The organism is Nitrosospira sp. Is2 (assembly GCF_033095785.1).
Classification (GTDB): domain Bacteria; phylum Pseudomonadota; class Gammaproteobacteria; order Burkholderiales; family Nitrosomonadaceae; genus Nitrosospira.
The window spans coordinates 3,135,045-3,160,459 of the sequence record NZ_CP137134.1 but is presented as its reverse complement, the minus strand read 5'-3'; the positions used below and the strand labels follow the sequence as shown (position 1 = coordinate 3,160,459).

Annotated in this window: 20 protein-coding genes and 1 pseudogene; 6 read left to right on the top strand and 15 right to left on the bottom strand. The window is 52.1% G+C overall.

Annotated elements, in window-relative coordinates; genetic code table 11:
* Positions 1-55: 55 nt before the first annotated feature.
* The 8 genes from R5L00_RS13885 to R5L00_RS13850 form a co-directional block, all read right to left on the bottom strand.
* The gene (locus R5L00_RS13885) at positions 56-727 is read right to left on the bottom strand and encodes a hypothetical protein (RefSeq protein WP_317652397.1); all 672 of its coding nucleotides are present in this window, start codon (positions 725-727) and stop codon (positions 56-58) included.
* Between the two features lies 1 nt (position 728).
* Positions 729-3,185, bottom strand: coding sequence for an AAA family ATPase (locus R5L00_RS13880; protein WP_317652396.1), 2,457 nt, complete (start codon positions 3,183-3,185; stop codon positions 729-731).
* A gap of 6 nt (positions 3,186-3,191) precedes the next feature.
* The gene (locus R5L00_RS13875) at positions 3,192-4,946 is read right to left on the bottom strand and encodes a hypothetical protein (protein WP_317652395.1); all 1,755 of its coding nucleotides are present in this window, start codon (positions 4,944-4,946) and stop codon (positions 3,192-3,194) included.
* Between the two features lie 1,455 nt (positions 4,947-6,401).
* Complete coding sequence (locus tag R5L00_RS13870) at positions 6,402-8,003, bottom strand: YfjI family protein (protein ID WP_317652394.1); 1,602 nt, start codon at positions 8,001-8,003, stop codon at positions 6,402-6,404.
* Positions 8,000-8,437 carry a hypothetical protein gene (locus R5L00_RS13865; RefSeq protein WP_317652393.1) on the bottom strand — a complete coding sequence of 146 codons (438 nt, stop codon included), beginning with the start codon at positions 8,435-8,437 and terminating at the stop codon, positions 8,000-8,002. The genes R5L00_RS13870 and R5L00_RS13865 overlap by 4 nt, the downstream gene beginning before the upstream one ends.
* Positions 8,434-8,787 (bottom strand): hypothetical protein, encoded by a 354-nt coding sequence (locus R5L00_RS13860; protein WP_317652392.1) that lies wholly within the window; start codon positions 8,785-8,787, stop codon positions 8,434-8,436. Before R5L00_RS13860 ends, R5L00_RS13865 begins: the two co-directional genes overlap by 4 nt.
* 1 nt (position 8,788) lies before the next feature.
* Positions 8,789-8,989 carry a helix-turn-helix domain-containing protein gene (locus R5L00_RS13855; RefSeq protein ID WP_317652391.1) on the bottom strand — a complete coding sequence of 67 codons (201 nt, stop codon included), beginning with the start codon at positions 8,987-8,989 and terminating at the stop codon, positions 8,789-8,791.
* Positions 8,990-9,049: 60 nt separating this feature from the next.
* Positions 9,050-9,505 (bottom strand): hypothetical protein, encoded by a 456-nt coding sequence (locus R5L00_RS13850; RefSeq protein ID WP_317652390.1) that lies wholly within the window; start codon positions 9,503-9,505, stop codon positions 9,050-9,052.
* Between R5L00_RS13850 and ligD (R5L00_RS13845) the strand changes: the two are divergent.
* A pseudogene (ligD, locus tag R5L00_RS13845) lies at positions 9,499-10,020 on the top strand (ATP-dependent DNA ligase); the annotation flags it as partial. The gene R5L00_RS13850 and the pseudogene ligD (R5L00_RS13845) overlap by 7 nt on opposite strands.
* 106 nt (positions 10,021-10,126) lie before the next feature.
* Positions 10,127-11,434, top strand: a complete 1,308-nt coding sequence (gene ligD, locus R5L00_RS13840; RefSeq protein ID WP_317652389.1) for a DNA ligase D — start codon at positions 10,127-10,129, stop codon at positions 11,432-11,434.
* Positions 11,435-11,690: 256 nt separating this feature from the next.
* Here ligD (R5L00_RS13840) and R5L00_RS13835 read toward each other — a convergent pair whose 3' ends face one another.
* From R5L00_RS13835 to R5L00_RS13825, 3 genes are read right to left on the bottom strand one after another with little or no spacing between them, the layout of a single operon-like run.
* Complete coding sequence (locus tag R5L00_RS13835) at positions 11,691-12,179, bottom strand: SOS response-associated peptidase (RefSeq protein WP_317654193.1); 489 nt, start codon at positions 12,177-12,179, stop codon at positions 11,691-11,693.
* Positions 12,179-12,427: a thermonuclease family protein gene (locus tag R5L00_RS13830; RefSeq protein ID WP_317652388.1), complete on the bottom strand. Its 249-nt coding sequence runs from the start codon at positions 12,425-12,427 to the stop codon at positions 12,179-12,181. Before R5L00_RS13830 ends, R5L00_RS13835 begins: the two co-directional genes overlap by 1 nt.
* A 23-nt stretch (positions 12,428-12,450) precedes the next feature.
* Positions 12,451-15,000, bottom strand: a complete 2,550-nt coding sequence (locus R5L00_RS13825; RefSeq protein ID WP_317652387.1) for an ATP-binding protein — start codon at positions 14,998-15,000, stop codon at positions 12,451-12,453.
* A gap of 477 nt (positions 15,001-15,477) precedes the next feature.
* Between R5L00_RS13825 and R5L00_RS13820 the strand changes: the two genes are divergently transcribed.
* From R5L00_RS13820 to R5L00_RS13805, 4 genes are all read left to right on the top strand, one after another.
* Entirely contained in the window at positions 15,478-16,266 is a 789-nt protein-coding gene (locus tag R5L00_RS13820) for an alpha/beta hydrolase (RefSeq protein ID WP_317652386.1), read from the top strand.
* Positions 16,267-17,397 carry a PAS domain-containing sensor histidine kinase gene (locus tag R5L00_RS13815; RefSeq protein ID WP_317652385.1) on the top strand — a complete coding sequence of 377 codons (1,131 nt, stop codon included), beginning with the start codon at positions 16,267-16,269 and terminating at the stop codon, positions 17,395-17,397.
* Between the two features lie 327 nt (positions 17,398-17,724).
* Complete coding sequence (locus R5L00_RS13810; protein WP_317652384.1) at positions 17,725-18,276, top strand: translesion error-prone DNA polymerase V autoproteolytic subunit; 552 nt, start codon at positions 17,725-17,727, stop codon at positions 18,274-18,276.
* Positions 18,254-19,543 carry a Y-family DNA polymerase gene (locus R5L00_RS13805; RefSeq protein ID WP_317652383.1) on the top strand — a complete coding sequence of 430 codons (1,290 nt, stop codon included), beginning with the start codon at positions 18,254-18,256 and terminating at the stop codon, positions 19,541-19,543. The genes R5L00_RS13810 and R5L00_RS13805 overlap by 23 nt, the downstream gene beginning before the upstream one ends.
* Before the next feature lie 122 nt (positions 19,544-19,665).
* Here the strand turns inward: R5L00_RS13805 and R5L00_RS13800 are convergent, their stop codons facing one another.
* From R5L00_RS13800 to R5L00_RS13785, 4 genes are all read right to left on the bottom strand, one after another.
* Positions 19,666-20,310 carry an ABC transporter substrate-binding protein gene (locus tag R5L00_RS13800; RefSeq protein ID WP_317652382.1) on the bottom strand — a complete coding sequence of 215 codons (645 nt, stop codon included), beginning with the start codon at positions 20,308-20,310 and terminating at the stop codon, positions 19,666-19,668.
* A 165-nt stretch (positions 20,311-20,475) separates the two neighbouring features.
* Positions 20,476-21,075 (bottom strand): recombinase family protein, encoded by a 600-nt coding sequence (locus R5L00_RS13795; RefSeq protein WP_317652381.1) that lies wholly within the window; start codon positions 21,073-21,075, stop codon positions 20,476-20,478.
* Between the two features lie 325 nt (positions 21,076-21,400).
* The gene (locus tag R5L00_RS13790; protein WP_317652380.1) at positions 21,401-21,976 is read right to left on the bottom strand and encodes a hypothetical protein; all 576 of its coding nucleotides are present in this window, start codon (positions 21,974-21,976) and stop codon (positions 21,401-21,403) included.
* Positions 21,943-25,275: a DUF4157 domain-containing protein gene (locus tag R5L00_RS13785; protein ID WP_317652379.1), complete on the bottom strand. Its 3,333-nt coding sequence runs from the start codon at positions 25,273-25,275 to the stop codon at positions 21,943-21,945. The genes R5L00_RS13790 and R5L00_RS13785 overlap by 34 nt, the downstream gene beginning before the upstream one ends.
* Positions 25,276-25,415: the final 140 nt, after the last annotated feature.

Sequence of the window (25,415 nt, the reverse complement as noted above, 5' to 3'; positions counted from 1 at the left end):
TGGAGTCGATCTTATTCTCAGCAAACCCGGTCATAATGCCTTTTTTCTTAAATCTTCAACCGCTCGGCAAGAGCGACAGCTTTCGGTAGCGCTGCCCTCCTAAGAAGGAAAACTTCTTCTCAAACAGTGCCGCCACCTTCGTATCAGCGGTCGCGAAGAATATCTGCCGACGAGATTGCAGCACTATGGATCGCAGATAATCTAAGAAGGAGAGAACGTTTAGGTCATCAACGTAGGCAACGGGGTCGTCTATAAGAATTACAGGCGGAGCAGAAGATGCCGTCGAGTTCAATGCCAAAAAAATAGATAGTGCAAACGCCGCTCGCTGCCCAGTGCTGACCTGATTAAGGGACCACGGCGTCTTTGTATCGCGCGATACAAGCAGCGTTTTTTCAGATAGTGAAAACTCATACTGCCGGGGGGAGTGAATACGACTAAAAGCTTCGTTAATTTGATTTCCTATAGCGCCAAAAACCTTCTTACTTGCTATTAAAAGCGAATTATCGTGCAGGACACTGGTTAATACCTCATCAGCATGTTTGAGCCGCTGCATCCTCATCTTCTTATGCAGAAGCTTGACTTTCCCGTTATCTAAGGATTGCTGTGTCTGAGCGACCGCTAAACTTTCAGACTGCTCGGCCTGCGCGGCCTGCCATGCGCGATCGAATGCTTGGATAATATTGGCGATATCGTCCTCAAGTTCAGTTAATCGGCCGTTTTCGGGCAATTCAATGAACTCCTCGATTTCCTCCGTAAGGCTTAGGGCACATAGCGCGACTCAATTCTTCCTCAAGTAACTTGAGCACGGCCTCTGAGTTCACTATCTGAGCAAAGCTGTTTTCCAGTTCATCTCCGCGCAGCAGCAGCAATAACTTCTCGGAAGCCTCATCTGACGCTTTACCCGCCTCTGCAACTTGCTTCTCCAGTTCTGTAACTGTTGCCTTAACATCTTTCTTTGCCTGCTCGACGATAGTTAGATTCTCAATAGCTTCCGGGTACTCATACTGGGTTAAGACTTCCGTGCGCAGCTCCTCGTATCTGTCGATGTAGAGCCCAGCAAACTTCAATCCCTCGACCGCCTGTTGAGCTAGGCGCAGAGACTCTACTGACTTCTTCAATGCCTGTTGTTCGACCTTCAGAGTGCTCGCAACATGCTCTGCCGTCGTTGCCATTGTGTTGAGACCAAGCTGGGAACAAATGTCGAGCAGACCTCGGACCTCCGCCTCTCTTCGATCAGCTTGGGCCTGCCTAGTCTTAGCATCTTGTAAACGACTCGCGAGCTCGGCCACATGGGGGGGCGTTTCCGCCGAAACCAAAGCCTCAATCCTCGCATTCAACTCCCCTGGATGATGCAGAGTCTTACAGACCGGACAAATATTCTGTTGCTCGGATTGAGTTATAAGTTGGCGAGCAGCATCTTGAAGCTGTTTTTGAGCGATTTGCAGCGATTCCTGAAGTGATCTGATGCTGCGTTGAGCACTCTCTGCGGTTTTCACTTCCTTTTGAGCGTGTAACACTTCGGACGCACTTTGACGAGCTGCTGTGTCTAAATCCAAACGGTTATAGTGGCCGCAAAGCTGGGGAACCGGCGTCGATACAAGCGCACCAAGCCGTTTGCGTAGCACGCGCACTTCATTATAATGAGTTTCCACTTGGCGAATAAGTATAGGAGCATCGGCGACACAATATATGTACCACTCGGACAGTAGGTCTGCTTTATGTTTATAAAGCATTAGATCACGCTTTTGCTGCGCAAGAAGCTCAGCAAGACGACCACGTTCGAGCTCAAGTTGAATAGCCAAGTTTTGCCGGGCTCGTAAAACTGAGATATAGCTACGAAGTTTCGCTTTTGATATGGCCGAGACCTTAATCAACGTCCGGATGCGGACCAGCGAGCGGGATATTTTCTCGATGCTCGACCGCTCTGTTGATTGCACCATCTCCGCCGTGTCCATATCCTTTCCCTTCCATGCAACTTCACGAAGACGAGCCCGAAATGTCTTCGCCAACGATGTTGCTTGAGTAGGCGCTTGTTTAAGACGCTTAAGCTCGTTCTTCAGGGCGTCACAACGTTCAGCATCGAGGCGAGCCTCTCGGTTTAGCTCCCTCAACCGAGTGCCGAGGTCCTCTTTAACTTTTTCAAGGTAATCCGAAAATGTCGAAGCGTCTGGTCCAATCAAGAGTCGGCGTATGTCTTCATTTAGGGTACTAGGATCGAGCTCAGTAGAAATGCGGAAGGCGGCATCCGTATCGAGAAAGTTATATCGGGTAAAGCCAGCAACAATCCCTTTCTCAAAATGACCTTCCCTGCGATACCAATTGAAGTTTCTTGCCTTAACAGAAGAGGTGTCGGCTGGCGTCGTTATCGTTTGCGGGCTTCCCGCTGCTGCAAACTCAACCAATCCCTCCAGCTTATATGGGCCTGGTGCTTGATCTCTGCGATTATTGTTGCAATACAGGTACTCGATTGCCTCAAGCAGTGAAGTCTTACCTGATCCATTGGGGCCAACAATCAAATTTATGTCGGCGAAGTCGAAGGTACGACCATTGTGAATAGGTCTAAACGTCTTGATGTGAAGGCGTCTCAAAAAACCTGAAGTAAGAGATTTATCCTCCAGCTTCAGCTCGTGTCTTTTCTGCTGAGCGACCTGTTTTGACGCTTGCCCTTTCTCAATCAACTCTAGTGCTCTTGTTCTTGTCGGCTTGTCGAGAAGCATATTAAGCTGACCTGCTTCGAGGATCTTCGCCCAAGCGCCCACCGCGTCCACAGTATCGATAGGTTGCAGACCAGCGGCGATGGGCGCGCCAGTAAGCAATTCGCGCATGTCAGCGATCGACAATACATATTTTCTCGCGTAGTCACGATTGGCCTCAATGCAAGCTTTGGCCTCCTGAAATGCCGTCGCTTTGAGCGACTTTGGACCGGCCAAAATATACAGATAGCTGTTCCACCGAAGCTGGTCAGAATTGTTGAAATAATCAGCCCCAAGCAGTTGCTCTTGAATAGTTCGCAAATTCTCGGCTGTCCGAACAACGTCATCGGTGAAGTCAACGTATGCAATAGCGTATCGCCTGTCGTCGTACAGCCACTCACCGCGAACAACGCCAGATCGAATTTCTGTTATGTTATGAAATTTACTTTCTATCAGAACTTCCCTTACCGCTCTCGGATCAATCATTTTCATTAACTCTCATTCATCCTCTTGCGGCTCCATCACCTCTCCAAAATCAGTCAAATTTTCACTTACCGAATCAATGCGCGTGAGAGCAGGTAATGAAGCAAACTTAACAATGCCATGTTGGCGATAGGAGACTGCCAACCGATGCTTGTAATCTCGCCCTTCTCGTTGGAGAAGGTTTAATAAACCGTCGGCTACACTCCGAACCTTCTGAGGCCGTGGATGTTCCCCCAGATAAACGACAAGGGCTGGGAAACTGCCAGGCTTGGTGAGATTGTAATTCGGTTCATTCATCGACCAGTCGATTTGAGCCCCGTGAATATCGTCAACTTGAGGCGGCCAATTAATTTCCCCAAGGATTAGCTGATTTAAGGCGGCAATGCGTTGTAAGCGCTCATGCCTGAAGTTGGCCGCCTCCTCACATCCATCTCCGGCAAATGTAATACGGCGGACTATCTCATCCGAGTACATGATGCACGAGTCGAGCAAGTCAACATTAAACCACCGGTCTAGATGGCTTGCCGCACCGCTAGATAGCGCAAGTAGGCGCTCGACCGCTAAGGCATCCCTATGTGCATAAACAACCGCCAAAGCTCCTGCAACGTCCTCATCAGCATCAAGCAGGGCTTGCAGACCAGTATCTGGGGGCTCTCCAGGCTCTTTCCATGCGCTAGATGCTTCATCCCAACAGAAGCGTCCAACCATCAATGGGCCAAGCTTATTCTTCACCACGCCAGAGCCGGCCACCAGTGATTTTGGAACGGTAAGCTCAAAGGCAGCCTCATCATAATGAAAGAGCAGGACGTGTCTCCTCTCACACATGTAGCAATAGTACAAACCCTTGCTGTGATTTCTGAGCACTTCCGTATCATTGGTGGAGCAGCGTTGCAGAGGCAAATACCATGCGGACCCTCCAATATTCTTCCAGGGCTGCATTTTTTCGCTGCTAACGTCGTACTGCTCTATGAGTTGCGCCCAATTCACGCAGACAATGTCGCAATTAGTAAACTCGGCGTCGGCCCCAAAGGTACGTGCGCGATAGCCTCGATAGGCGGGATGACGGGGATTGGGATTAAGTTGAATATGAATTAAAGTAGACCAGCTGTTGAGTTGTTCCAACAACTCCGGTGAGTCAGCTACAGTGAATGCATCGGAGCAAATGATAACGGCTAGGCTAAGCCTTAGCAGGCCATGATAGTTATCAAAGCGATAGATAGTTCTGCCGCGGAGAAGATGCTCGTTCTCTAAAAAGTGGGGGTCACGCGACGGGCATGTCTTGAATTGAACAAGAGCAATTCGCTTCCATTCACCCTCCGTATCTTGTGTCTGAAAGCAGAGCGCAACGGGGTCATAATAAACTCCATGCCCTGCGGGATTCTCATGGATCACCCTGCAATAGCTTGCCGTAGTCTCCTCGAATGTCTGAAGCTCCGTCCGCGTGATACTCTCGCACCCGAGTACCCACAGCTTTCCCGGCTCCGGGAATAACGAACTCGTCACTGCTTCACTCAGCACAGACCATGGGAGGCAGTATTCGGGTGTAATGGCAAGGTCGACATGTCGTGCTGATGCTAATTGTAGGAAGGTTTTACATCGTTTGGCTGCAATAGCACCATCATAATGACCAATCCGATCTGCACCTGCATAGATGGGACCGGACGGCTGCAGGAGTAAACAACGGTAGTTATGATTATCGGGTTGTAGAACGTTAAGTTCTGGTGGCTGAAGATTTTCACCGAGTACTTCATGTACCGGCCGGCATTTCACTTGCACCTTCGCTTTCCCCTTATTTTTTTCCGTTATAGGTATTTTCGGTAGCGAGACCACCGTGTTCGAGCGTCACCATATAGTGAACCAACAGGGCCAGCAACTCAGTCAATGAACCTCTACTCGGCGCATGCTATCAGCTTGCTACGATTAGTCTACCGTTTGGCTTGCAATATTACACTAGCCGAATTTGCAGCCCAACAGCAATTTACAACCGCGGACTCTACTAAGCTATATGGCTGATTCCCCGCGGTAGGGCGTGCCTTCGTAGTAATCGGACATTTATTTCCGACAAGCGGGTACAGGCAAACGCTGGTCGCTCAACAACAGCGGATTGACAACTGGTGATGGATAATGAAAAGGGAGCGATCCCGTGTGACACAAGCATGCGTCCACTACGGTCCATTCGTGACGATTCTTACGAGCATTGGACACATAGGATGCAAGTTGCGGAAGTATGACCACGGTTCATCCCCACCGGGTATTTACACACCAGTGGCGGCACTTAGGTAGCCACCGCGGAGGCAAATCTGTTGTAGGCTCATGGGGCTTGCTATTGCCCGTTTTCGGATACGGGGGCAGATGCGGAAAGCTGTTGCATACCGTGTGGAAATGCAAGTTACCATCGATAGAAGGCTTGATTCGCAGATAGCAGAGAATCTGCTGATCGAAAGCGCGAAGCAGCTCTGCCGAACGCCAGTGGGCAGTCCCTGTTGGTTGGCATATATTCCAAGGGACCATTATTGTAGAGACCGGTTGGTCAAGTCCAACACGGCGCTTGAAATGAGCTTAATCTCCGTCTCCGTCACCCCCCTCTGCCAATTCCGCGCGCATCATTTTTTGCCTTAGCAATCGGGTTCCATTTCAGTACTCGTTGACTTTTGACCCACCATCCCCTTTACCCTACTGCTAGGCTGAGCGTGGGTCGTCTTGTTGCTCATAGTCGTTGATATAAAGGTCCTACTTGGCGCCCCCGAAGTTCTCCTGCGCGCCTTACTGTAATTGCCCACGATAAGTGAAAAAACCTGAAGTGGATAACAGCTTCCTATAGGGTACGTATTGCCGCTGAGCTGCAATGTGGTGTCTATACCTTTCTCTTCTAGCCCCTAAAGCAATGCCAGGAATTGTAATCAGCAAGCGGTATTTTCTTTGGAAACAGCATCTGCTTTGTTCCTATCGGTAGTCACATCGGATCCGGTTGGCCCATCTTTTAGGGCCACGAGTGCTAGTTGCCCTGATCGGCGCCAAGCAACTCTGACCTTCATGCCGCATAGTTTCTCCCGCGATTTCCAACGGACCAAATCCCTTCGCATCTTCAAAAAAATATTTTGCCAAGTGCCAGACTGGGTGCCCTCAAAAGGCTCAAAAGGGATTATTGAGGGTTTTGAGGGTGTCTTTGGGGGAAAACAGAGAACTGTTTTTATTCTCAAGCTATTTCATCTGGCAAGGACGTGCTCATAACGCCCTGGCTTTGATCCAGTGGTAATACTTTGTTGGCCGCCCCCCGGTGATTACCTCTTCTTCGCTAAGGTGGTGATATTCCAGCAGCAACTTAATTGCGGATTGGACTTTTGCCGGATTTTCTAATCCCGTCCAGCCTTTTTGCGATATGTCCCGTGCCTTGAATGGGTGGGGTAACTTGCCACAGACCAGCCGTTTCAGCAGCGTTTTTGCCGCGTCAATATCCGGTCGGGTGGCACAGCTGTATATCCGCTGTGCGTGGCTCTCAAGGTACTCACTAAAAGCAATTGCACTCTGCAGGGCGGATTCTTTAACTGGCCCTTTTCCGGTATCACATAAGTGGTTTATTAATGCCAGCGAGGGTATCAGCTTCCGGTATTTAGAAAGGTGAGACACGATAGCCGGATGTTCGTCGTCAGATCTCAATCTTTGCTCCAGTGCTGACCGCCACTCTGAAAACATCGCTTGTGCTGCAGGCTCCAAGCGAAGGTATGGCACCTTTCCATACAAATCATCTTCTGCGCCGATTGCAAATGGATTTAAGTTATCTAATCTTTCGGCCAGCATGTCCATGGCTTCCCGCGCAGTGCGGTTTGGACAGCGATCAACCTCTTTCCAGTTTGGAGAGATGTCGGGGTACACCAACATACTGAAACGTTGCAGCAGGCCGTCCGCGCCCACTCCACCACTCGTGGCCTGCCGCACATATTCAGCCAATACGCCGGGCTGAATGCTACCGATAATCGAAAGACAGAGCGCATCAATATGCAATCCTTTGCCGCGCATGATTCTATCAAAGGTATAGGAAGCGTCCCCATTGGCAGCTGTCAAGTAAAACGACCTGGCAACCTCTTGCCCATTTGCATCGAGCTGTTTCAGCAAGCCAACAATCTCGTCGGCTTCCACCAGCAACCCGTTCGGGTTTTCCATTAATAATTCGCCTAGAGCCTCGTAACTGGCATTGTTGGTGACGAAGCGTTTTAGGGTGGGCGTATCGTCAATCGCGCCCGATTTCAGAAATCTCGAAGCATCCACCCTTTGATTTTTTTTTAGCGATGCACGCGCCTTGGTTTTATTTACCGATTGTTGCAATTTTGCAAGTTCGATTTGCGCATCATGCTCTGCTTTAGCTTTGTTAAACCCATCGAAGGCTGTTGCCTGGAGTTTTTTTATCGGGGACAACGCCGACTTCAATGTCGGGCTTTTCATGACGCCTGAATTGCCGACCACAGCTCCCCATAGATTAGGAATAACTATCCAGTCATCGTTCTGCATGGGACGTATTCCAACCTTGCGGCCAATAATTGATCCCATCATCACCATAACTGCCACTCCTGCAAAGTCGGGAGGGCACTGCATCCGTTCGGAAATATCCCGCACATAGTCGCGCAGCGTATCAGGTACGAAGGAATAATCGAACAATAAAACGCTAGGCAATTTAGGAAGAGGTTCCGGTGGAGGAAGTACTGTTGTGGCATTAACGGAAATGTTTAAATCGCTTATAGCGCTTCCTATGCGAGCAATGGGAGTACGCTGTGCTTCTGTAAAAGCGGCTTGTTGTTCATGAGTCGCCTCAACTGCCTCAAAGGGATTCATGATATCTCCCTTGCTAGAATATCTCGAGGAGACTGAATTAACGTAAAAGCCGGATTGTCCGTCCCAGCCAAGTCTATGGCGAAGGTAGTCAACGATGAGGGTTTCACTTTCATAATCGCTTCAACGACCGCGTGTACCCTGTGAGCATCTTTCCCGCGATAGACGATCTGTACTGCCAATCCTGCAAGGTAGCCAAAGTTCAACTCCGCGACCGGGAGCTCATCCGTAATTACGATGCGTGGATAGGCGCCGCCTATATTCCATTCAAACGAGACTATAACCGAACGGGCAGGAACCATTCCATCACAACGCATTTTCATCAACCGCTTGCCATAGGCTGGCATTCGCTTATAATTCGAGTTCAGCTTGGTTTCAAAAAACGCCCTGGTTACCGCCGGGGCGTTTTGTTTTAGAGGGTCCGTCGTGTCGCTCATGATTTTGCCTCAACTTTCATCAAGGAAAGGCTTGTTGCGTGACTCCTCGCGTCCTCCACGGTAGCGAGGACGGTATTCCTGTCCTTGCCGCCTTGATGCCGCATGAGGCCCCGCAACTTCGCATAGTGAGACTTGAGAGACGACCAGCAATTCGGCTTGACCGACTCGGCTCTCCTATGCCCGCTATACTCTCGAGTTTGGGAGTCTTGAATGGTTTTTAGAAACACAACTGCTTTACCGTTACTGATAAGGTCAGAGTCAAGCGGCCCGATGTAATCGAGAATCAATTTTCCTGGTGCTACAGTACTGGTGATTACGATGGGTTGATAGGCGCGGATTGTGGAAGTCATATCAACTCGTCTCCTCTTGCGAGGTGGAATGACGAGTTTGCCTGCTGATATAGGCGATCAAATCGCTCTCGACATACTTGACGAGACGACCTATCTTTCTAAAACTGGGGCCTTCGCCTCGTATGCGCCAGCCTTCTAATGTATTGGGTTTTACGCCGAGGATTTCGGCGGCCTGCGAGGTTGTTACTAACCTGGTTGTCATGACTGGGTCCTTTATTGAATAAGACCCAGTAATGATAATTTTGGAATACTGTTAGCCCGGCTAACGAGATTTTAAGTTGGAAACAATTGTGGCAAATCGACCGAATGTGATCGGTCTACGACTCTCGTCCCCGTTGTCATATTCGTACCGCCATTTATCGATTTGATCAATAGCTGTTGGATTTAACCCTTCTTCATCCAGCGCACTATAAAGGTGCGGCCAGAGTTCTTTTGCCGATGTTTCCGGATTCTGTCGCATCAGTGCTTGTATGATGGCAGTTAACCTACTTCGTGGTTTTCTTGCTCGTTTGGTCTGTTGTGCACTATGCTTTTTGCCCAATATGGCAAGGGGGCGGAGAGTGTTGAGGTGAGCCTCCCTGAGTCGTGACAAATCTGCATGCAGTACCGCGACACACGCTTTTTCCAGTTCCATTACCAGATTGCTGAGATAGAGCCTGTCCTTGGGATCGCTCGGCACGCCTGCAGATTCATCAAAGTGCGTCAGCAATAATGTCAAACACTCCGCAAAGGCGTACTGCCACGTATCTGGAACCCCTCATGCTGCAGCCACAGCTGGCCACGCTGGTCGATGGCCCTCCCAGCGACCCCTCCGAGTGGCTATACGAAATCAAGTTCGATGGTTACCGCATCTTGACTCGAATAGACGGGGGAAGCATTCAGCTCTTCACCCGCAACGGCAATGACTGGTCCCACAAGCTCCCCCACCTCGTCAAAGCAGTAGACAAGATGGGCTTTAAGAGCGGCTGGCTGGATGGGGAAGTCATGGTGCTCAACGAGAACGGTCTTCCGGACTTCCAGGCATTGCAAAACGCCTTCGACAGTTCCCGTACGCAGAACATCATCTACTATGTGTTTGACATGCCATTCCATGACGGTCGTGACCTGAGGTCCGTCTCCCTCATAGAACGAAGAGAATTCCTCGAACAGTTGTTTGCCACACGTTCCTCGGAGACAGTACGCTTCAGCGCCACCTTTGATGTGCCGGCTAGCGAAATCATCGTATCTGCCTGCCGCATGGGGCTGGAAGGCGTGATCGGAAAACGCAAGGACTCGACCTACGTCTCGCGGCGCTCCCCCAATTTGGATAAAGCTCAAATGCAGCCAGCGACAGGAATTCGTGATCGGCGGCTATACCGACCCGCAGGGCTCCAGGATAGGGATCGGCTCGCTCCTGCTGGGCTTTTACGACGAAGAACAAAAGCTGCGGTATGCGGGCAATGTTGGCACGGGATTCAGCGACAAGACGCTGCGCGACCTCAGGGCGCGGCTGGATAAAATCGCAGCTACTGCTAATCCCTTTTTCAAGGCCACTGGTATCGGCCGCAAAGTACATTGGGTCAGGCCCGAACTGGTGGGTGAAGTCTCCTTCGCGGAATGGACTCGGGAGGACCATATTCGGCATTCCGTATTTCATGGCCTGAGAATTGACAAGAAGGCTGCTTCGATCACGCGGGAAAAACCGGTGCATGCTGCTCCTAGCAAATCCAAACCCATAGGCGAACCGAAGGCGGGTCGAGCATCAACCCCAGCCGTTGCATCCCCGCGTATCACTCACCCGGAACGAGTGATCGATCCATCCAGCGGCTTCACCAAGCTGGATCTTGTCCATTACTACGGGTTAGTGGCACCTCTGATGAGGGAGCACCTTTCTGGGCGTCCTGTCTCCCTCGTGCGAGCGCCCGACGGAATTGCGGGTCAACTGTTTTTTCAGAAACACCTGGAAAAATACAAGATGCCGGGCGTGATCCAGCTTGACCAGGCTCTGGACCCCGAGCATCCCCCGTTTCTGGAAGTCGCAACACCTGAAGGGCTTGTGGCTGCGGCGCAAATGAACGTGATCGAGTTTCATACCTGGAACGCCACGAAGAATGCGATCGACAAGCCCGACAGAATGGTATTTGACCTGGACCCGGGAGAAGGAGTGAGCTGGAGGTTCATGCAGGATGCCGCCCAGATCGTCCGCATATTCCTGAACGAACTTGGGTTAGTGTCTTTTCTGAAGACCAGCGGAGGGAAAGGCTTGCATGTCGTCGTGCCCATTAAGAGGCTGCGCGACTGGGATACCGTGAAAGGTTTCTCGCAGGCCATAGTCGAGCACTTGGCCAAGGTAATACCGCCGCGCTTTGTCGCTAAGAGCGGCCCGAGCAACAGGGTGGGAAGAATCTTTATTGACTACCTGCGAAACGGTCTCGGGGCAACTACTGCTTCTGCCTGGTCGGTCCGCGCACGTCCTGGACTGGGCGTATCCGTGCCACTTGCATGGGAAGAGCTGGAGGGGCTCACCAGCTCCGACCGCTGGACCGCTTCCAATATCCAGGAGCGTCTGGAAACAGGGAACGCCCCATGGGAAGAGTATGAAGCTTCACGGCGATCAATATTGTCAGCAATGAAAATACTGGGCTTCAAGCCAGACAAGGGATCTTGAACGAAAGGTTTGTGTCGAGGCTGATTGTTGAAAAGCTACGGCCTCCTTCGGCTTTGCAGAAAGAAGTAATAAAGAATGAACAGCAGGAGCGGGTTAACCATACAATTTTTCGCGGAAGTAAACCAGTCAACCCGTTCCCCTGTTTTAGCAGTGTTTCCGCACGCAGATAGAAGTTCAACTCGACCCCAATCGAAACTCGCTTATCGGTGTTAGCAGGTCGCTGCTGTTGTTATTCGGGTCTGGACGATTTACCGCCCTATCGACTTTCCACCAAGGGAAGGCATTGGTTGGCAAAGAGCGTGTTTGGGCGATGCGCGGCTTCTTCAACCGGGGTGTCGGGGTGCATCCAGGTTAACGCATCTTCCGGCTCCAACACTACGGGTCGTCGGTCATGAACATCGACCATTCCGGCTCCTGAGTCTTCCGTCACGATCACGAAACCTGTTTCGACCGTTTGTTGAGGACCTGGTCGAAAGTTCGTCATCCCAGCCATGAATATCGGTTCGTTCACTTTCCGGGTTATGTACCAGGGCTGCTTCTTGCCATTCTCCAGCGACTCATACCATCCACCCGCCGGAATGATCACACGCCCTTCGCTGAACATGTGCCGAAAATATCGTCCTGTTAGAGACTTCTCAACTCGGGCGCATATCCATGGTTTCTTCTTCTCAGCGGCTTCGTTCCGGGTTCGATACCCCCAGTTCATACCAATGAACAGCAACTCGCCCTTGTAAAGCATGATCATCAAGGGACATTGACCCCTGCGCATTTAACCCTAGCGACGATGCGCTGGTAGCGGTCTTTCATAAATCGGATGACTTCAGCTTCCTTGTTGAAGCACAGGTCAGAGAGCGACTCTTTCGACTTGCTGCCGAATGACTGGGCATTCTCAGGCGCGTTAATTTCGGCCAGGCGTATCTTGTGCTGCTTCTTCGATGCGGCCAGAACAGCCAGAGTGTTCCCATCCGCTATGCCCACAACCTTCCCACTCAAATGATATCAATCGTTAATACTTGCTATTTGTTGTTTGCATCAATCTCTATGAGTAATGAATGCAACTTTTCTATTTTGACCGGTTTGGTAAGGTGATGGTTGAATCCAATATTTTGCGCTCGCCGGCGGTCGTCTTCGGATCCCCATCCCGTCAAGGCTATAAGGATCAAGCCATTCATGATGGAATCGGAACGGAGTTGCTCCGCAACTTCGTACCCGCTCATGCCCGGAAGGCCAATGTCGAGGATCATTACGCTAGGTTGAAAGGCGTGGGCGGTCTTCAGGGCGTCCGGCCCGGTGTGAGCCGTCTCTACCGTGTGCCCGGACAACATAAGCAACATGGCGAGTGTCTGAGCACCATCCACATTGTCGTCCACTACCAAAATGCGACGGGGAATAGATAGGCTACGGGCGCAGTGCTCTCCCGCGACCAGCCGCCCTCCGATTTTTTGCGTGGTCGCGAGGGGAAGACGGACAACGAACGCGCTACCTTTCCCTGAGCCTTGACTTTCGGCCGTGACATGTCCGTTATGCATTTCGACAAGTCGCTTGACGAGGGCCAACCCGATCCCCAATCCTCCTCGTGAGCGATCCAGCGTTTTCCCGACTTGGCTGAATAATTTAAATACTTTTGGCAGTGTCTCTGGCGCAAGCCCGACCCCATTATCTCGCACCCGAATAATCACTTCGTTGCCGTCTCTCTCGGCAGATAATTCGACTCGCCCTCCTTCAGGAGTATATTTTGCGGCGTTATTCAGGAGATTACTTACCACCTGGGCCATACGCACTGGATCGACATCAAGCAGGAGCGTTTCTTCAGGAGTCGAAACCAACAGCTCGTGCCGGCTTTCCTCAATAAGAGGCCGGCTTAGTTCAAGAGCTGTATTCAATACTGTGCGCACATCTACCCGCTCTTTCTTGAGCTGAATCTTTCCGCTGGTAATGCGAGAAACGTCAAGCAGGTCGTCGATGAGACGGACCATATGTTCGACCTGTCGCTCCATGATCTCCCGTGTCTTTACTGTTGCATCAATTGAGGATGCCAGCTTGAGTACAGCAAGTCCGGTGCGAATAGGAGCAAGAGGATTTCTCAGTTCATGAGCCAGCGTGGCGAGAAATTCGTCCTTCCGTTGATCCTGCTCCCGCACCTGCTCATAAAGATAGGCGTTTTCGATCCCAACAGAGGCGATCGCAGCAAGCTGTACGAGAATCGCTTCGTCCTCTTCGGTGAATTCGCCTTGAGCCTTGTCCGTGAGCTGGACTAACCCGAGGTTCTTCCCTCCGTGACCGATTAGCGGCACAGCGAGCCAGCCCCTCATAGGTGGATGATCTTTGGCATGTTTTCCAAACCCTTTCCATGCTGGATGGGCTTCCAGCTCTTTTTGGGTCATCCTCATTGGACAATTGGTGCGACACACTTCGATGTAAATGCCGGATCCAACCGGCTTCTCGGAATAGGCCCGGTAATCGGCGTACTTGTCTGATAGTGACACAGCGGTAATACCCTGAGCCCAGTTTTCTGAAACAGTCAGGGAGGTGACTGCTTGGTGAGCTCCAAGCATCGAGCGAGCCTCTTCGGTCAAAGTCCGGGCAATACTTTCCATTGACAACATTACGTTTATCGACTTGCTTGCATTAGCCACCTGTGCCAGAAGCGTGGCGCGCTGCTTCTCCGCCGCGAGGAGAGTGGCCATCTGCTCCTCAGATTGCTTGCGTTCGGTGATGTCGAGTAGGTTTCCGGCATATCCGAGGAATTGGCCACTCGGGGAGAAGCGAGGGCGGCCTCGGTCGATGATCCACCGGTACACGCCATCGGCCCGCCGCAAACGATATTCAATGGAGAATGCTTCATTCCGCTCGTTTGCGGACAGGAAATGTTTGCCTGCTGCCTCCCGATCGTCCGGATGTACGGCATTGAGCCACCCCAAACCCAGGCCTTCATCCTCGCCCTGGCCAGTGAACTCGTACCATCCTTGTGAGAGGAAAGAGCACGAGCCGTCTGGCTCGGTCACCCAGAGCTTGGCGGGGGCGGCGTTGGCAAAGTCACGGAACCGTTCTTCGCTTTGCTGGAGGGCCTGCTCGGCCCGCTGGCGCTGCAACACCATGGTTGCCTGGTTAGCAGCGAGCCCCAGCAGCAGCCGTTCTTGCTCAGTTGGGAAGTTTACGCGCTGGGAACCAGAAACTAAAACGCCATGCTCTTCGACCAAATCGAACGGAGTGACAGTCGTTCGCAGAGTGCCGGGTCCAAACGGATCACGCACTGCAGTAACCGGTGCCAAAGCAACACTCGTCAAGAACGACGCGAGCGGCGCTTTTGCTTCGGTAATGCAGTGGTCGGCATCAGGTCGATGCTTGCTACGAACAGTCTCTGTAAAACCAGAGCCGTCCGGCTGGGGAAGCCGAATGTAGACTAAGTCGAGATCAAGAGTACTTAAGAGAACCTTGGCGAGGCTCTTGGCAATACCGTCCGGTCCTAGGCCCCACGCCGCAGGCAGGGTCGAGAAAGCTACTAAATCTTGCATTGTTCGCCGCAAGCGGCGTACTTCGTCACTATCGTTCTCAGCTATATCCATCGAGTCGTTGCTCCTGGGGTTGCCTGCTTGCGATTACTTATCAGCGTATCGTGCCTTAGGTTCTTAACCATCTGGAAGGTGGGACAAAGAAAAGACTCTCCTGGAGAATGCTGTCGATGATGCGCATGGGGTGAGTACGCGTGGCGTGCACTACACGACGGCATCAAACGGGACAAGTCGTACGTGCAGATGATGTACGTGCAGATGATGGATCATGGTGCTCGTGCAGCACGTAATTAAGGGTATTGTCTTCGACAACAAGTATATTCATGGTTCAATGACATAGCACGATGAAACACCTAATGTGCCCTGGAGTCTCTCCAAAAGAACCAAGATTAACCATAGGCCAAAAATATTTGTCTCAATCGGCTTGGAAAGGTATCTTTGAAAATTCATACCCATTGCTCTGTTTTCATTTACTAGAGATTGAGTGAGGAAGAGAAACGGCTGGAGTTTGGATTTGATACAAGGTTTACCATGAGTGCATTAAAACGGAATAATGTCGTTGTACGAGGCAAAGGTTCAACGGCTATGATGTTCGCCCATGGCTTTGGTTGTGATCAGAACATGTGGCGTTTTGTGGCGCCAGCTTTTGAAGAGAGCTATCAAACTGTTTTATTCGATCACGTCGGGGCGGGCGGTTCCGACTTGGCGGCCTATTCTCATGAAAAGTACAACTCTCTTGAAGGATATGCCGAGGATATTATCGAGATAGCCCGCGAACTCCGATTGGAGGATGCCGTGTTCGTGGGACATTCCGTCAGCGCCATGATGGGCATTATTGTGGCGGCCAAAGAGCCGAAGCTGTTCAAGAATCTTGTCCTGGTGGGTCCTTCACCGTCTTATATTAATGACGGTGATTATATCGGCGGGTTCACCAAAGCTCAGATCGAAGAACTTCTGGAATCGCTCGACAGCAATCACCTGGGCTGGTCGATGAGCATGGCCCCGGTTATAATGGGCAACCCCGACCGCAAAGAGCTGGGTGAAGAATTGGCCAACAGCTTTTGTCGTACCGATCCGGAAATCGCCAAGCATTTTGCACGCACGACTTTTCTTACAGATTGCCGTGACATTCTCGCTGACGCCCGTATTCCAGCGTTAATCCTACAATGCTCAGACGACGTCATTGCGCCGCAGGATGTCGGTGAATACGTCCACCGTAAAATGCCAAACAGCAAGCTTGTTCTGATGGCGGCCACGGGACATTGCCCGAACCTCAGCGCGCCGGAGGAAACCATTGCTGCAATCAAGGCCTTTTTGTAAGTGGCGACTCCAGTCGATCCCTCTCCCCAGCCTCCTCTCCATGAGGATTTCGAAGATTTCTTCGAGAATTCTCTCTGCGGATTTATAACAACGAACGCTCATGTCGAGATTCTGCGGGGCAATTCGCGCATAGCCAACTGGCTGGGGTATTCAACTGAGGACCTTAAAGGCGTTCGCTTTTCTGAACTGCTTACAATCGGTGGAAAGATTTATTGCGAGACGCATTTGTTGCCATTGTTGCGGATGCAGGGTTTCTTTGATGAAGTAGCGCTTGAGCTGGCCTGTCAAGGTGGGGAGCGTCTTCCAGTCCTGGTAAACGCGTATGAACGCCGGGATCAGAACGGCACGCCGCTGTTTATCCGCCTGACCGTTTATAAGGCAACGGACCGCCGCCTCTATGAAGAAAATTTACGCTATGCCCGCCGAGTTGCCGAGACTAAGCTGGCAGATGAGCAGGCAACTTCAGTTTTGCGCGAACAGTTCATCGCTGTTTTGGGACATGATCTGCGCAATCCACTGGGAGCGATAACTGGCGGAGCTGCTATGCTGCTTGCGCGTTCTTCACTGAGTGAACGGGACGCCAGCCTGGTCAGTTTAATGAAAGACAGTGGGTCACGGATGGCTGAGCTTATTGAAAATATTATGGACTTCGCGCGTGGACGTTTAGGTGGCGGTATGATGCTGAATCGCCAGCCCGTGCTTTTGGAGCCAGTTCTCTGTCATGTTGTCGAGGAGCTACGTACAGCATGGCCTGAAAGGGCAATTGAAACGGATTTTCGCTTGGCAAGACCCATCGATTGTGACGCCCCTCGTCTTTCACAAATTCTATCGAATCTGCTGGCAAATGCTCTAACGCACGGTTCGCCGGACGGGCCTGTCGTTGTCAACGCGTTTCTTGAGGAGGACGTATTTGAACTCTCAGTGAGTAATAGCGGAAAACCGATTTCACCCCAAACACTCGAAAGACTGTTTCAGCCTTTTACCCGAGAAGATGTTCGCTCCAGCCAAAATGGTTTGGGGCTCGGACTCTACATTGCATCGGAAATCGCACGCGCGCACGAGGGCGAGTTGACCGTGGCATCGAGCGAGGAAATAACTCGCTTTACGTTTCGTATGTCTACAATCATATAATTACTATATCTTACACAAGCATGGCGGGCCAAAAGAAGCTGAAGCGGCGTCAACTGCTGCTCAGTGGCGGCATAGGCGGCGCCGGAAATAATGAAGCTTTGTAACGCATCCCCCCCGAATTTTGCCCCATCCTCATCCGCCGTAGCCGCGCAATAACCTCCCCCATCCGGCCTCTCACGGCAATGGATGATTTCGCAGGCTACGGGTGCGAAAGCAACAATTCCCAGCTGAGTAAGTGTTAGAATTAATACTGTTACAGAGTTCAATAGAGGCAGGAGCATGAGTTCACGCGGGGGCAGAAGGGAAGGCTCGGGTCCGAAGAAGTCGATGAGTCCTTATGGCGAGAAAACATCGGTCATCCGGGTGCCAACCAGTCTTAAGTCCGATGTGCTGGTCTATCTCGCGCCCTTTCGCAAGGCATCCAGGCAGGACAACAGTAGTACCGGCGCTCAGTTTCCCCAGGCCATTTCCAATCCACGTCCCATGCCCCGTCCCATCTACAGTGGCAAGATACTCGCAGGTCAATCCCGCTTTCCCTCCCCTGCGCAGGACTACGAGCAGAAGACGCTGGATTTGAACGACCGCTTCATCGCCAATCCGTCGGCTACGTTCTTCTTTACCGTCAAGGGCGATTCCATGGTCGGAGCCGGCATCTTCGATGGCGCAACATTGATCGTCGACCGGTCGCTGCGGCCCAAGTCTTCCAACATCGTCATCGCCGATGTGGATGGGGAATGGATGGTCAAGCGCCTTTATAAGCGCAGCGGCGTTATCAAGCTCCTGTCCGAGAACCCCGTCAACGAACCCATTACCCTTAAAGAAGGACAGGAACTGGTCATCTTCGGTGTGGTGACCTATGTCATCAACGAAGCCAAATAGGCCTGTCTTTGCACTGGCGGATGCCAATTCCTTCTATGCATCCTGTGAGAAAGTATTCCGGCCTGACCTCAGGAATTCACCCGTAGTCGTTCTCTCCAATAATGACGGCTGTGTCATTGCCCAAAGCAGGGAGGCCAAGGCATTGGACATACGCATGGCAGGACCATGGTTTGAAGTGGAAGAGCGGGCCAGAGAAATAGGGGCGGTTGCCTTCTCCTCCAATTATGAGCTGTACGCCAACATGAGCAACCGCTTCATGGCAACGTTGCGTCAGTTCAGCCCCAGGCTGGAAGTCTATTCCATTGATGAGTGTTTCCTCGATCTGACGGGCATCAAGCGTGATCTCGTCGCATATGGGCATGAGATAAAAGAGACGGTAACGAGCTGGACAGGACTGCCGATATGCGTGGGAATCGGCCACAGCAAAACACTAGCCAAGCTAGCCAATCACTACGCCAAGAAGCAGCCTGAATTAAACGGCGTATGTGACTTCACCCGCATGCGCGATGACGAGCTGGATGCTGTTCTGGAGAAGCTACCCGTCTCTTCCGTCTGGGGAATAGGCCGCAGGCTAGAAAACACCCTAAACGCATTGGGCGTAGAAAACGTGCTGAGGCTCAAGCGAGCCAATCTGAGAAGAATTCGGGACAAATTCGGTATCACAATGCAGCGCACCGTCCAGGAACTCAATGGCAAGCCCTGGCTGAAGCTGGATGACGTAGTACCCGTCGCCAAGCAGGTCATGAGTTCGCGCTCATTCGGGCAAAGGGTGGAGAGCCTGCAGGAGCTTCGGGAAGCGATCAGCTATCATGCCGCCAATGCCGCACAGCGGCTGCGCAAGCAGGGCCTGTTTGCCCACGCGGTTTCAGTATTCATCCAGAACAGCCCCTTCGATCAGGCCGAGTTTTATGGCAGGACCGAGACCGTTGCCCTGCCTGCGCCAACGGAATGCAGTCTGCAAATCACTAATGCTGCGCTCTGGCTGTTGAAGAAGATGTATCAGCCCGAAGTGTATTACCAGAAGGCGGGCGTGATGCTATCGGAACTGGTGCCCCAAGAAGGGCAGCAGATAGACCTCTTCACATACTCATTCTGCAGCAACAAATCCGGCAGGCTGATGGATGCCATGGACAAGATCAACGTCAAGTACCGGCGCAGTACCATTCATCTTGCCTCGGAGGGAGTCGACAGTACGTGGTCCATGCGGCGCAGCTTCAAAAGCCCGAACTACACGGGAGAATGGAGCGATTTGCCAGTGGTGAGCTGACGCCAGGAATAGACCGTTCTAGATGGAAGGCAGGTAGCGGCTACCAAAACTCAAGGGCCGCGTTTAGATAGGTAGAAATCGCTTGAAGTTGGTGGTTGCTTTTTACACGTTAGTGGCGTGAATTACTTTGTCGTGTCAGTCCTTATATCGCCAGCAATCAATGCACGATTTTTTTCCGTAAGTGTTTGGAGTAATTTCTCCACTCCACCCTCGCGAACCTGGCTATTGAAAGTACTACGGTAAGTGGTCACCAAACTGACACCCGCTACCGTGACATCATAAGCCTTCCAGCCATCGGCGGTTTTTGCCATGCTGTAGTCAATTGGTACAGGCTGCTGGCCCTGACCTCGCAGTACTTGGGTCCTTACTGTGGCATCACTATCATCCGTCTTGTTTTTTAGCGGTTCAACCGTAATAGTATGGTCACGATAGGTAGTAAACGCGTTGCAGTAGGTGCGCACCAGGAGGGTTCGAAACTCTTTAACCAATTGTTGCTGCTGCTCAGGCGCAGCTTTAGACCAGTTCTTGCCCATAGCGAGCCGGGTCATCCGCGTGAAATCGAAATGAGGCAGTATCTTGGCTTCCACCACCTCGAGAAGTTTGGTTTTACTGCCAGCGCCGATATCCTTGTCCTGCCTTACGATGGCAAGCACTTCCTGTGCGGTGTTGTCTACTAAAACATCAGGCCCCACAATTTCCATTGCCCAAGTAGGAAGTGCAGTGAACGACGCGGCAAGCATTACAAAAATACCCAAATATTTTTTCATGAGCTTCTCGTGATGATTATGATGGCGCCAAAAGCAGTGATGTTATTGGTCGGTCCACATTGATGAGGCAGTACAGCTAGCATCTGAGTAGCTCGTCAAGTTTCCTGTCTGCCCAGTTCAGTGCCAATGGCATGCTCGTGGTAAGGCTGTTTTTGCGAGAACATCTCAGGATTCTGTCACCAACAAGTCTTCGTCCGGCTCAAGGCTTGCACTTCTTGCACTAGGGATGTGGCGGTATAACGTAGATGCGGCCACGTTCAGCCGCTGGGCAACAGCAGCAACAGTGATATCGCAATCCTTCAGCATCGCTCTGGCGGCCTGTAGGTCCTTGGCGGAAAGGGCGGGCGGCCTCCCACCCACACGACCTCGTTCCCGAGCGGCTTTTAAGCCGGCAGTAGTTCGCTCACGGATGACGCCACGCTCGAATTCGGCCAGCGCAGCAAAAATATGAAAGACGAGCTTGCCGCTGGGGGAGCTGGTATCGATGGGGTCCTGGAGGGATTTAAGCCCTATCCCCCGGTCCTGGAACGATTCGATCGTCTCGATCAGCTGTTTCAGTGAGCGGGCAAGCCGGTCAATTTTCCAAACCACTAATGTATCCCCCTTGCGCATGTAGGTAAGGGCGGCTTTCAGTTCTGGCCGATCCCGCTGCGCACCTGATGCCTTTTCTTGGAAAATCTTCTCACACCCCTCTTTAGCCAAGGCGTCGAGCTGCAATGCTAAATCCTGCTCCTGAGTGCTTACCCGCGCATAACCAATTTTCATTTCACTCCCTCTACCAAGCAATCGTTACTCTCTCGAAACTCACCTGAACTATAACTTATAGGAGAGTTAGTTTCAAGAGATAGTTTTAGGATAAAAAAAGGTAGGGAAAAAGAAGAGTTTTTAGTTCGGTCGTTATCTCCGAAAAACGACCGTTTTTCGTAGTAAAAAGAGAAGCTCAGCTTTCGTGAGCCCGGTGTGAGATGGGATTTCGGTTTACCGGTAGCAGCGTGGTTGAGCGCTCAGCCGGGGTTGGCAAAATGGTTCGCCTGCCGGCATCCCTTTACGGTGGACCATTCACCGCATTTACTTTCAGGGCGCTGGAAGCTTACGGGATGACAGGGCGATGGTGCCACTGCAACAAGTCTGGCCCGAGTACGACTTCCCAACGGTCAATGTCGTCGCCCCCGTCGGGGCGCGGGCAGCGAGTGTGCAGGACGAAGTGGGAGCGGCCCTGCTGGTCGCACTCCCAGGCGGGTTCCGCACCATCTACCTCTAGGATACGGCGCGGTCCGTAGATCGTCTCAGCCCATTCGGCCACCAATCGGGCCATCGTCGCGCTCCCAAGTCGTTCCCCCACATTCCGCCAGAGACTCCGCAGCCCCTCATCCGTCGTCAGGGAAAACAGCTCCTCATTTGGCGCGACGGCAATCAGCAGAACCTCAGACGCGACGTCCGTAATCGCGCTGGTTACGATAAACATATCCACTCCCTCGTCACGCACACTGGCAACACGTTCCACACGGAATTCATCGACTTCGGTCAGCACGATCGCAGCGTCGTGCCCCGCCCTAATCTCGACATTCGTCGAGCCAGCTGGCAGGCAGAATTCGATCACAATGCGCCGGGCGAGTTCGGCGATACCCGTGTTCACTTGCGGCTCTTCAGCGCGTTGAGGATCCATTCCGCGGACTCCTCGAGAGTTTTAAACGAGGCGGCTCCGAATTGCCTCCCCCTATAGAAATCGTCGATATGCTGCACGATAGCCGCATTGTCGGCCGTGAGCAGCCATGAATAGGCCTTTCCCACTTTGGTCGATGGGATGTTGAGATTACGCAGGAACTGTTGGGCCGCGTAGAAGGCCTGGAACTCTTGGTGTTTAGTGCTCAAGAGCTGCAGACCCAAGCGCAGTTGCTGTTCGCGGTGAGCCAGTTCATGCGCAAGCGTGGCGGCCACGGAGGCGCCCGACCGATTACCCTTTACGATGATGACATCCAGGCCGGGAACGTAAAGCCCGTTGGCTCTCTCCAGCTTCTCCATCAGGTTCTTCACCGCCGCCTCGACCGTACCCACTTGTGGTGGGTGTCGGCGGACCAGTTCGGTCAACAGCCGCTCCTGCTCAACTAGAGAACTCCCAATAACAGTCACTCGTCCCTCGGCGATTACCTTGTTCGCAGCTCTCAGGAATGCGTCAGCGAGTTCGGCGTCTACTGCTGATTTTTGAGCCTGTTTGAAGACGGCCATGATCCGCTCAATAGTCATGGTCACCTTACGCTCGTCCGCTGCATCACCCATCGCGGCAGCAATCAGCTTACTTTCCAACTCTGCAGGTAGCCCCGCCTTACGGCTCGCCGCCAAGAGCTCGCTAGTCTTCTCGAGGGTCTCGGCGGCCCTAGCCTCAGCTATCAACCCTTTGAGGGACTTAAAGGCCGCAGACGCCGAATGGATGTCGACAATAGCAGTAGCGATGTCCAAGGCTAACCAAAACCATTCCGGGGGGTCACCCTGGGAGATCGCTTTCGCGCGATCGAACGTCGTTCCTTGAGCAGCCGACTCGAGGGTATGGTCTTGGTAATGCTCATAAGCCCCATAGACTGAGAGGGCCATGCTTCCAATCGCTGCGGCAGTAATGGCGGCCGCGACACCGAGGCTCGCCCCTGCGGTCGGAATGGCTGCGATGAGACCAAGGCCTATCGCTACGACCGAGATAAACATCTGCGTTTCTTGCGCCTTCGCGGTGACCTGTTTCTCCTTCTCCTCCACAATTCGGCTCTGCCAAGATGTGCCTTTCATAGCCTTCTTGGTGAGATCCCGCAAATGCGGGACTTTCCAGACTGAGAATCGGCCTCCAATCTCCTTCTCGACGGTGGCGACGTTGTCGAGTTTCTCTTGGATGATAAAGGCGAGCCGGTTGGCGAGTTCCTTGGGTTTCCGGTTTACTAGGTCGGAGAGTTGTTGCAGGGCATCGGAGCCGGGGGTGACGGTAGCCAACACCGGATAGGTTTTCTGCTTCTCGGCCGCTAGCGCGTCGTACTCCCGTGCCGTTCGAAGCCCTTCAGCTTGCGTGGACTGCAACCGTTGGTTCAATTCCGGGGTGAGAAATAGTTCCGGCAGGGTGGCGGCAAGAGACGGGGCATTGTTCCGGTTGAATATTGCATCGGCTTCGGCCTTAGTCTTAAAGAACGCATTCGCCGCGGCCTCAGCGACTTTGCGTTTGGCGATAAGCTCCCTTCCCGCAGCCTGAAGTCCCTCGGCCCGCGAGGTATCCATCGTCCAATCACCGGTCTTGGAACCTAGAAAGGTATCCTCCTTGATGCCCAGGAATTTCGCCTGTTCCTTGATCTCCTGCTTGCTTGCGGCCAAGACATCCCGGGCGATCTTGGTGGACTGTTCCTCGAAGTCGATGAGGAATTTCTCCCGGTCCTTCGCAAGTGCGTCGAGCCGAGTGTTCAGGTTGTCCCGAAGCGATTTAAGGGTCTCCGGCGAGATCCCGCTTAGCTGGAAGGTCAACTCCTGCTTCAGGTCCATGTTGATAAACCTGACGGCCCAGCCTCGAGCTGCGTCCCAGCCCTTCAGTGTGACCTGTCGCTCCAAAGTCGCTCTTTGTGCCGCTGGATCGGCCGGGATGAGGACGCCTTCGTGAGTAGGCAGAATGGCCCTTGGGGGCGATGCCGGGTCCCCCGTTCCGTCGGATTTGGACGTATCTCTTTGAACAACGCTTGATCGCAGCGTGGGGGTAAAGGCGTCATTTTCCATTGATGCTCTTAATGAAAATGCGACTGGTGCATACCGTTTTCGCAAAAGTCGATCCCCGCCTGTCTGTTGCACCACATGCGTTAACTCATGTGCCATAAGCTTTCGCCCGTCTTCTGACTCAGGTGCGTAGTGGCCGCTACTAAACGCTATGTTATCCGGCGTTAATTTCGCTTGAACATGGTTTTCTTCCTTTTCTTCTTGTACGTTAGCCCCAGTTTCGAGCTGAGGAGCAACTTTTTCTTTGTCTTCATCCTCCTCCGGCACAGCAACCGGCGCCCGCTGAATTAGCGATTTGGTGGCAACGACGGTTTGATCATCTACACTGACCTCATCGGCATATTTGGGTTGTAACGACGTACCTCCGGTCTGCTGAACCACATGAGTAAGCTCATGCGCAGTCAATTCCATATTTGCGGGATTGCTACCAGCACCATAGTAAATGTCAGATCCATGAGTGAACGCTTGAGCTCCAACTTCGCGGTTCATCTGTATAGCATTGCTGCCGGTATGAATACGTACATGGTTGAAGTCGACTCCGAACCGGGGTTCCATGTAGGAACGAATATTGTCCGGCAGTGGACTCCCTTGGCCCTTGCTTTGGCTGAGGCCCGCTTCTACTTCCTCCCCGGCATCGAAGTTTTTACCTAAAGCTTCCTGGGATTTGACTAAGCCAGCCTTCGGCTTTTCCTCCTCTGCTGTTAATTTTTGAAGGGAAACGGCTGCCGAATTATTTAAGAACCGTGCCTGGAGCAGTTCTTCGTTTTCATCTTCACTATTTTTTTCTTCTTCTGCTTTTAACTCCGTTGCCTCAGTTCTTCGCTGAACAGCAGGTGTGATGGAAGCTGCCAGAGGAAGAGGTTTGCTCTGCAAGATAAGTGCCTTGCTTGCTTCTGCATCTATCTGTGGCTGAGGCGTTTGGATAGATTGAGTAGCTAGCGAATCGGGCATACGCACTACGTGTCGTGCAACACGATCGGCTTCCTGCTCATATTGGTCGTCGGCAGCACCAACAGTAAGTTTGGGCTGAAGAACCGTAATCTTGCCCTCAGGTGTTAGTCGCTTGGCACGGATTAACTGAGCAACACGTTGATTGCCCAGAGTGCGCTGCAGCTTAAGAATGGGACTGGCACTCCCTTGGAATGATGCAGTCGCTTCTGATCTAGACCGGTGGGGCTTAGCCAGTTGCTTTGTTTTCTCAGGCGAGGCCGGCAGAAGGGGTTTGGACATTAGCGTAAGCTCATTTCGGTGATTGCTCTCTCAACACGCAAAATGAAAGTGTTCTCGACATTTTGACTGCTGCTTTTTCTAACAACTTCATTTTTTCTTTATTTACTCCCTGTTCTGCATTAGCAATAACCCTGCCACTA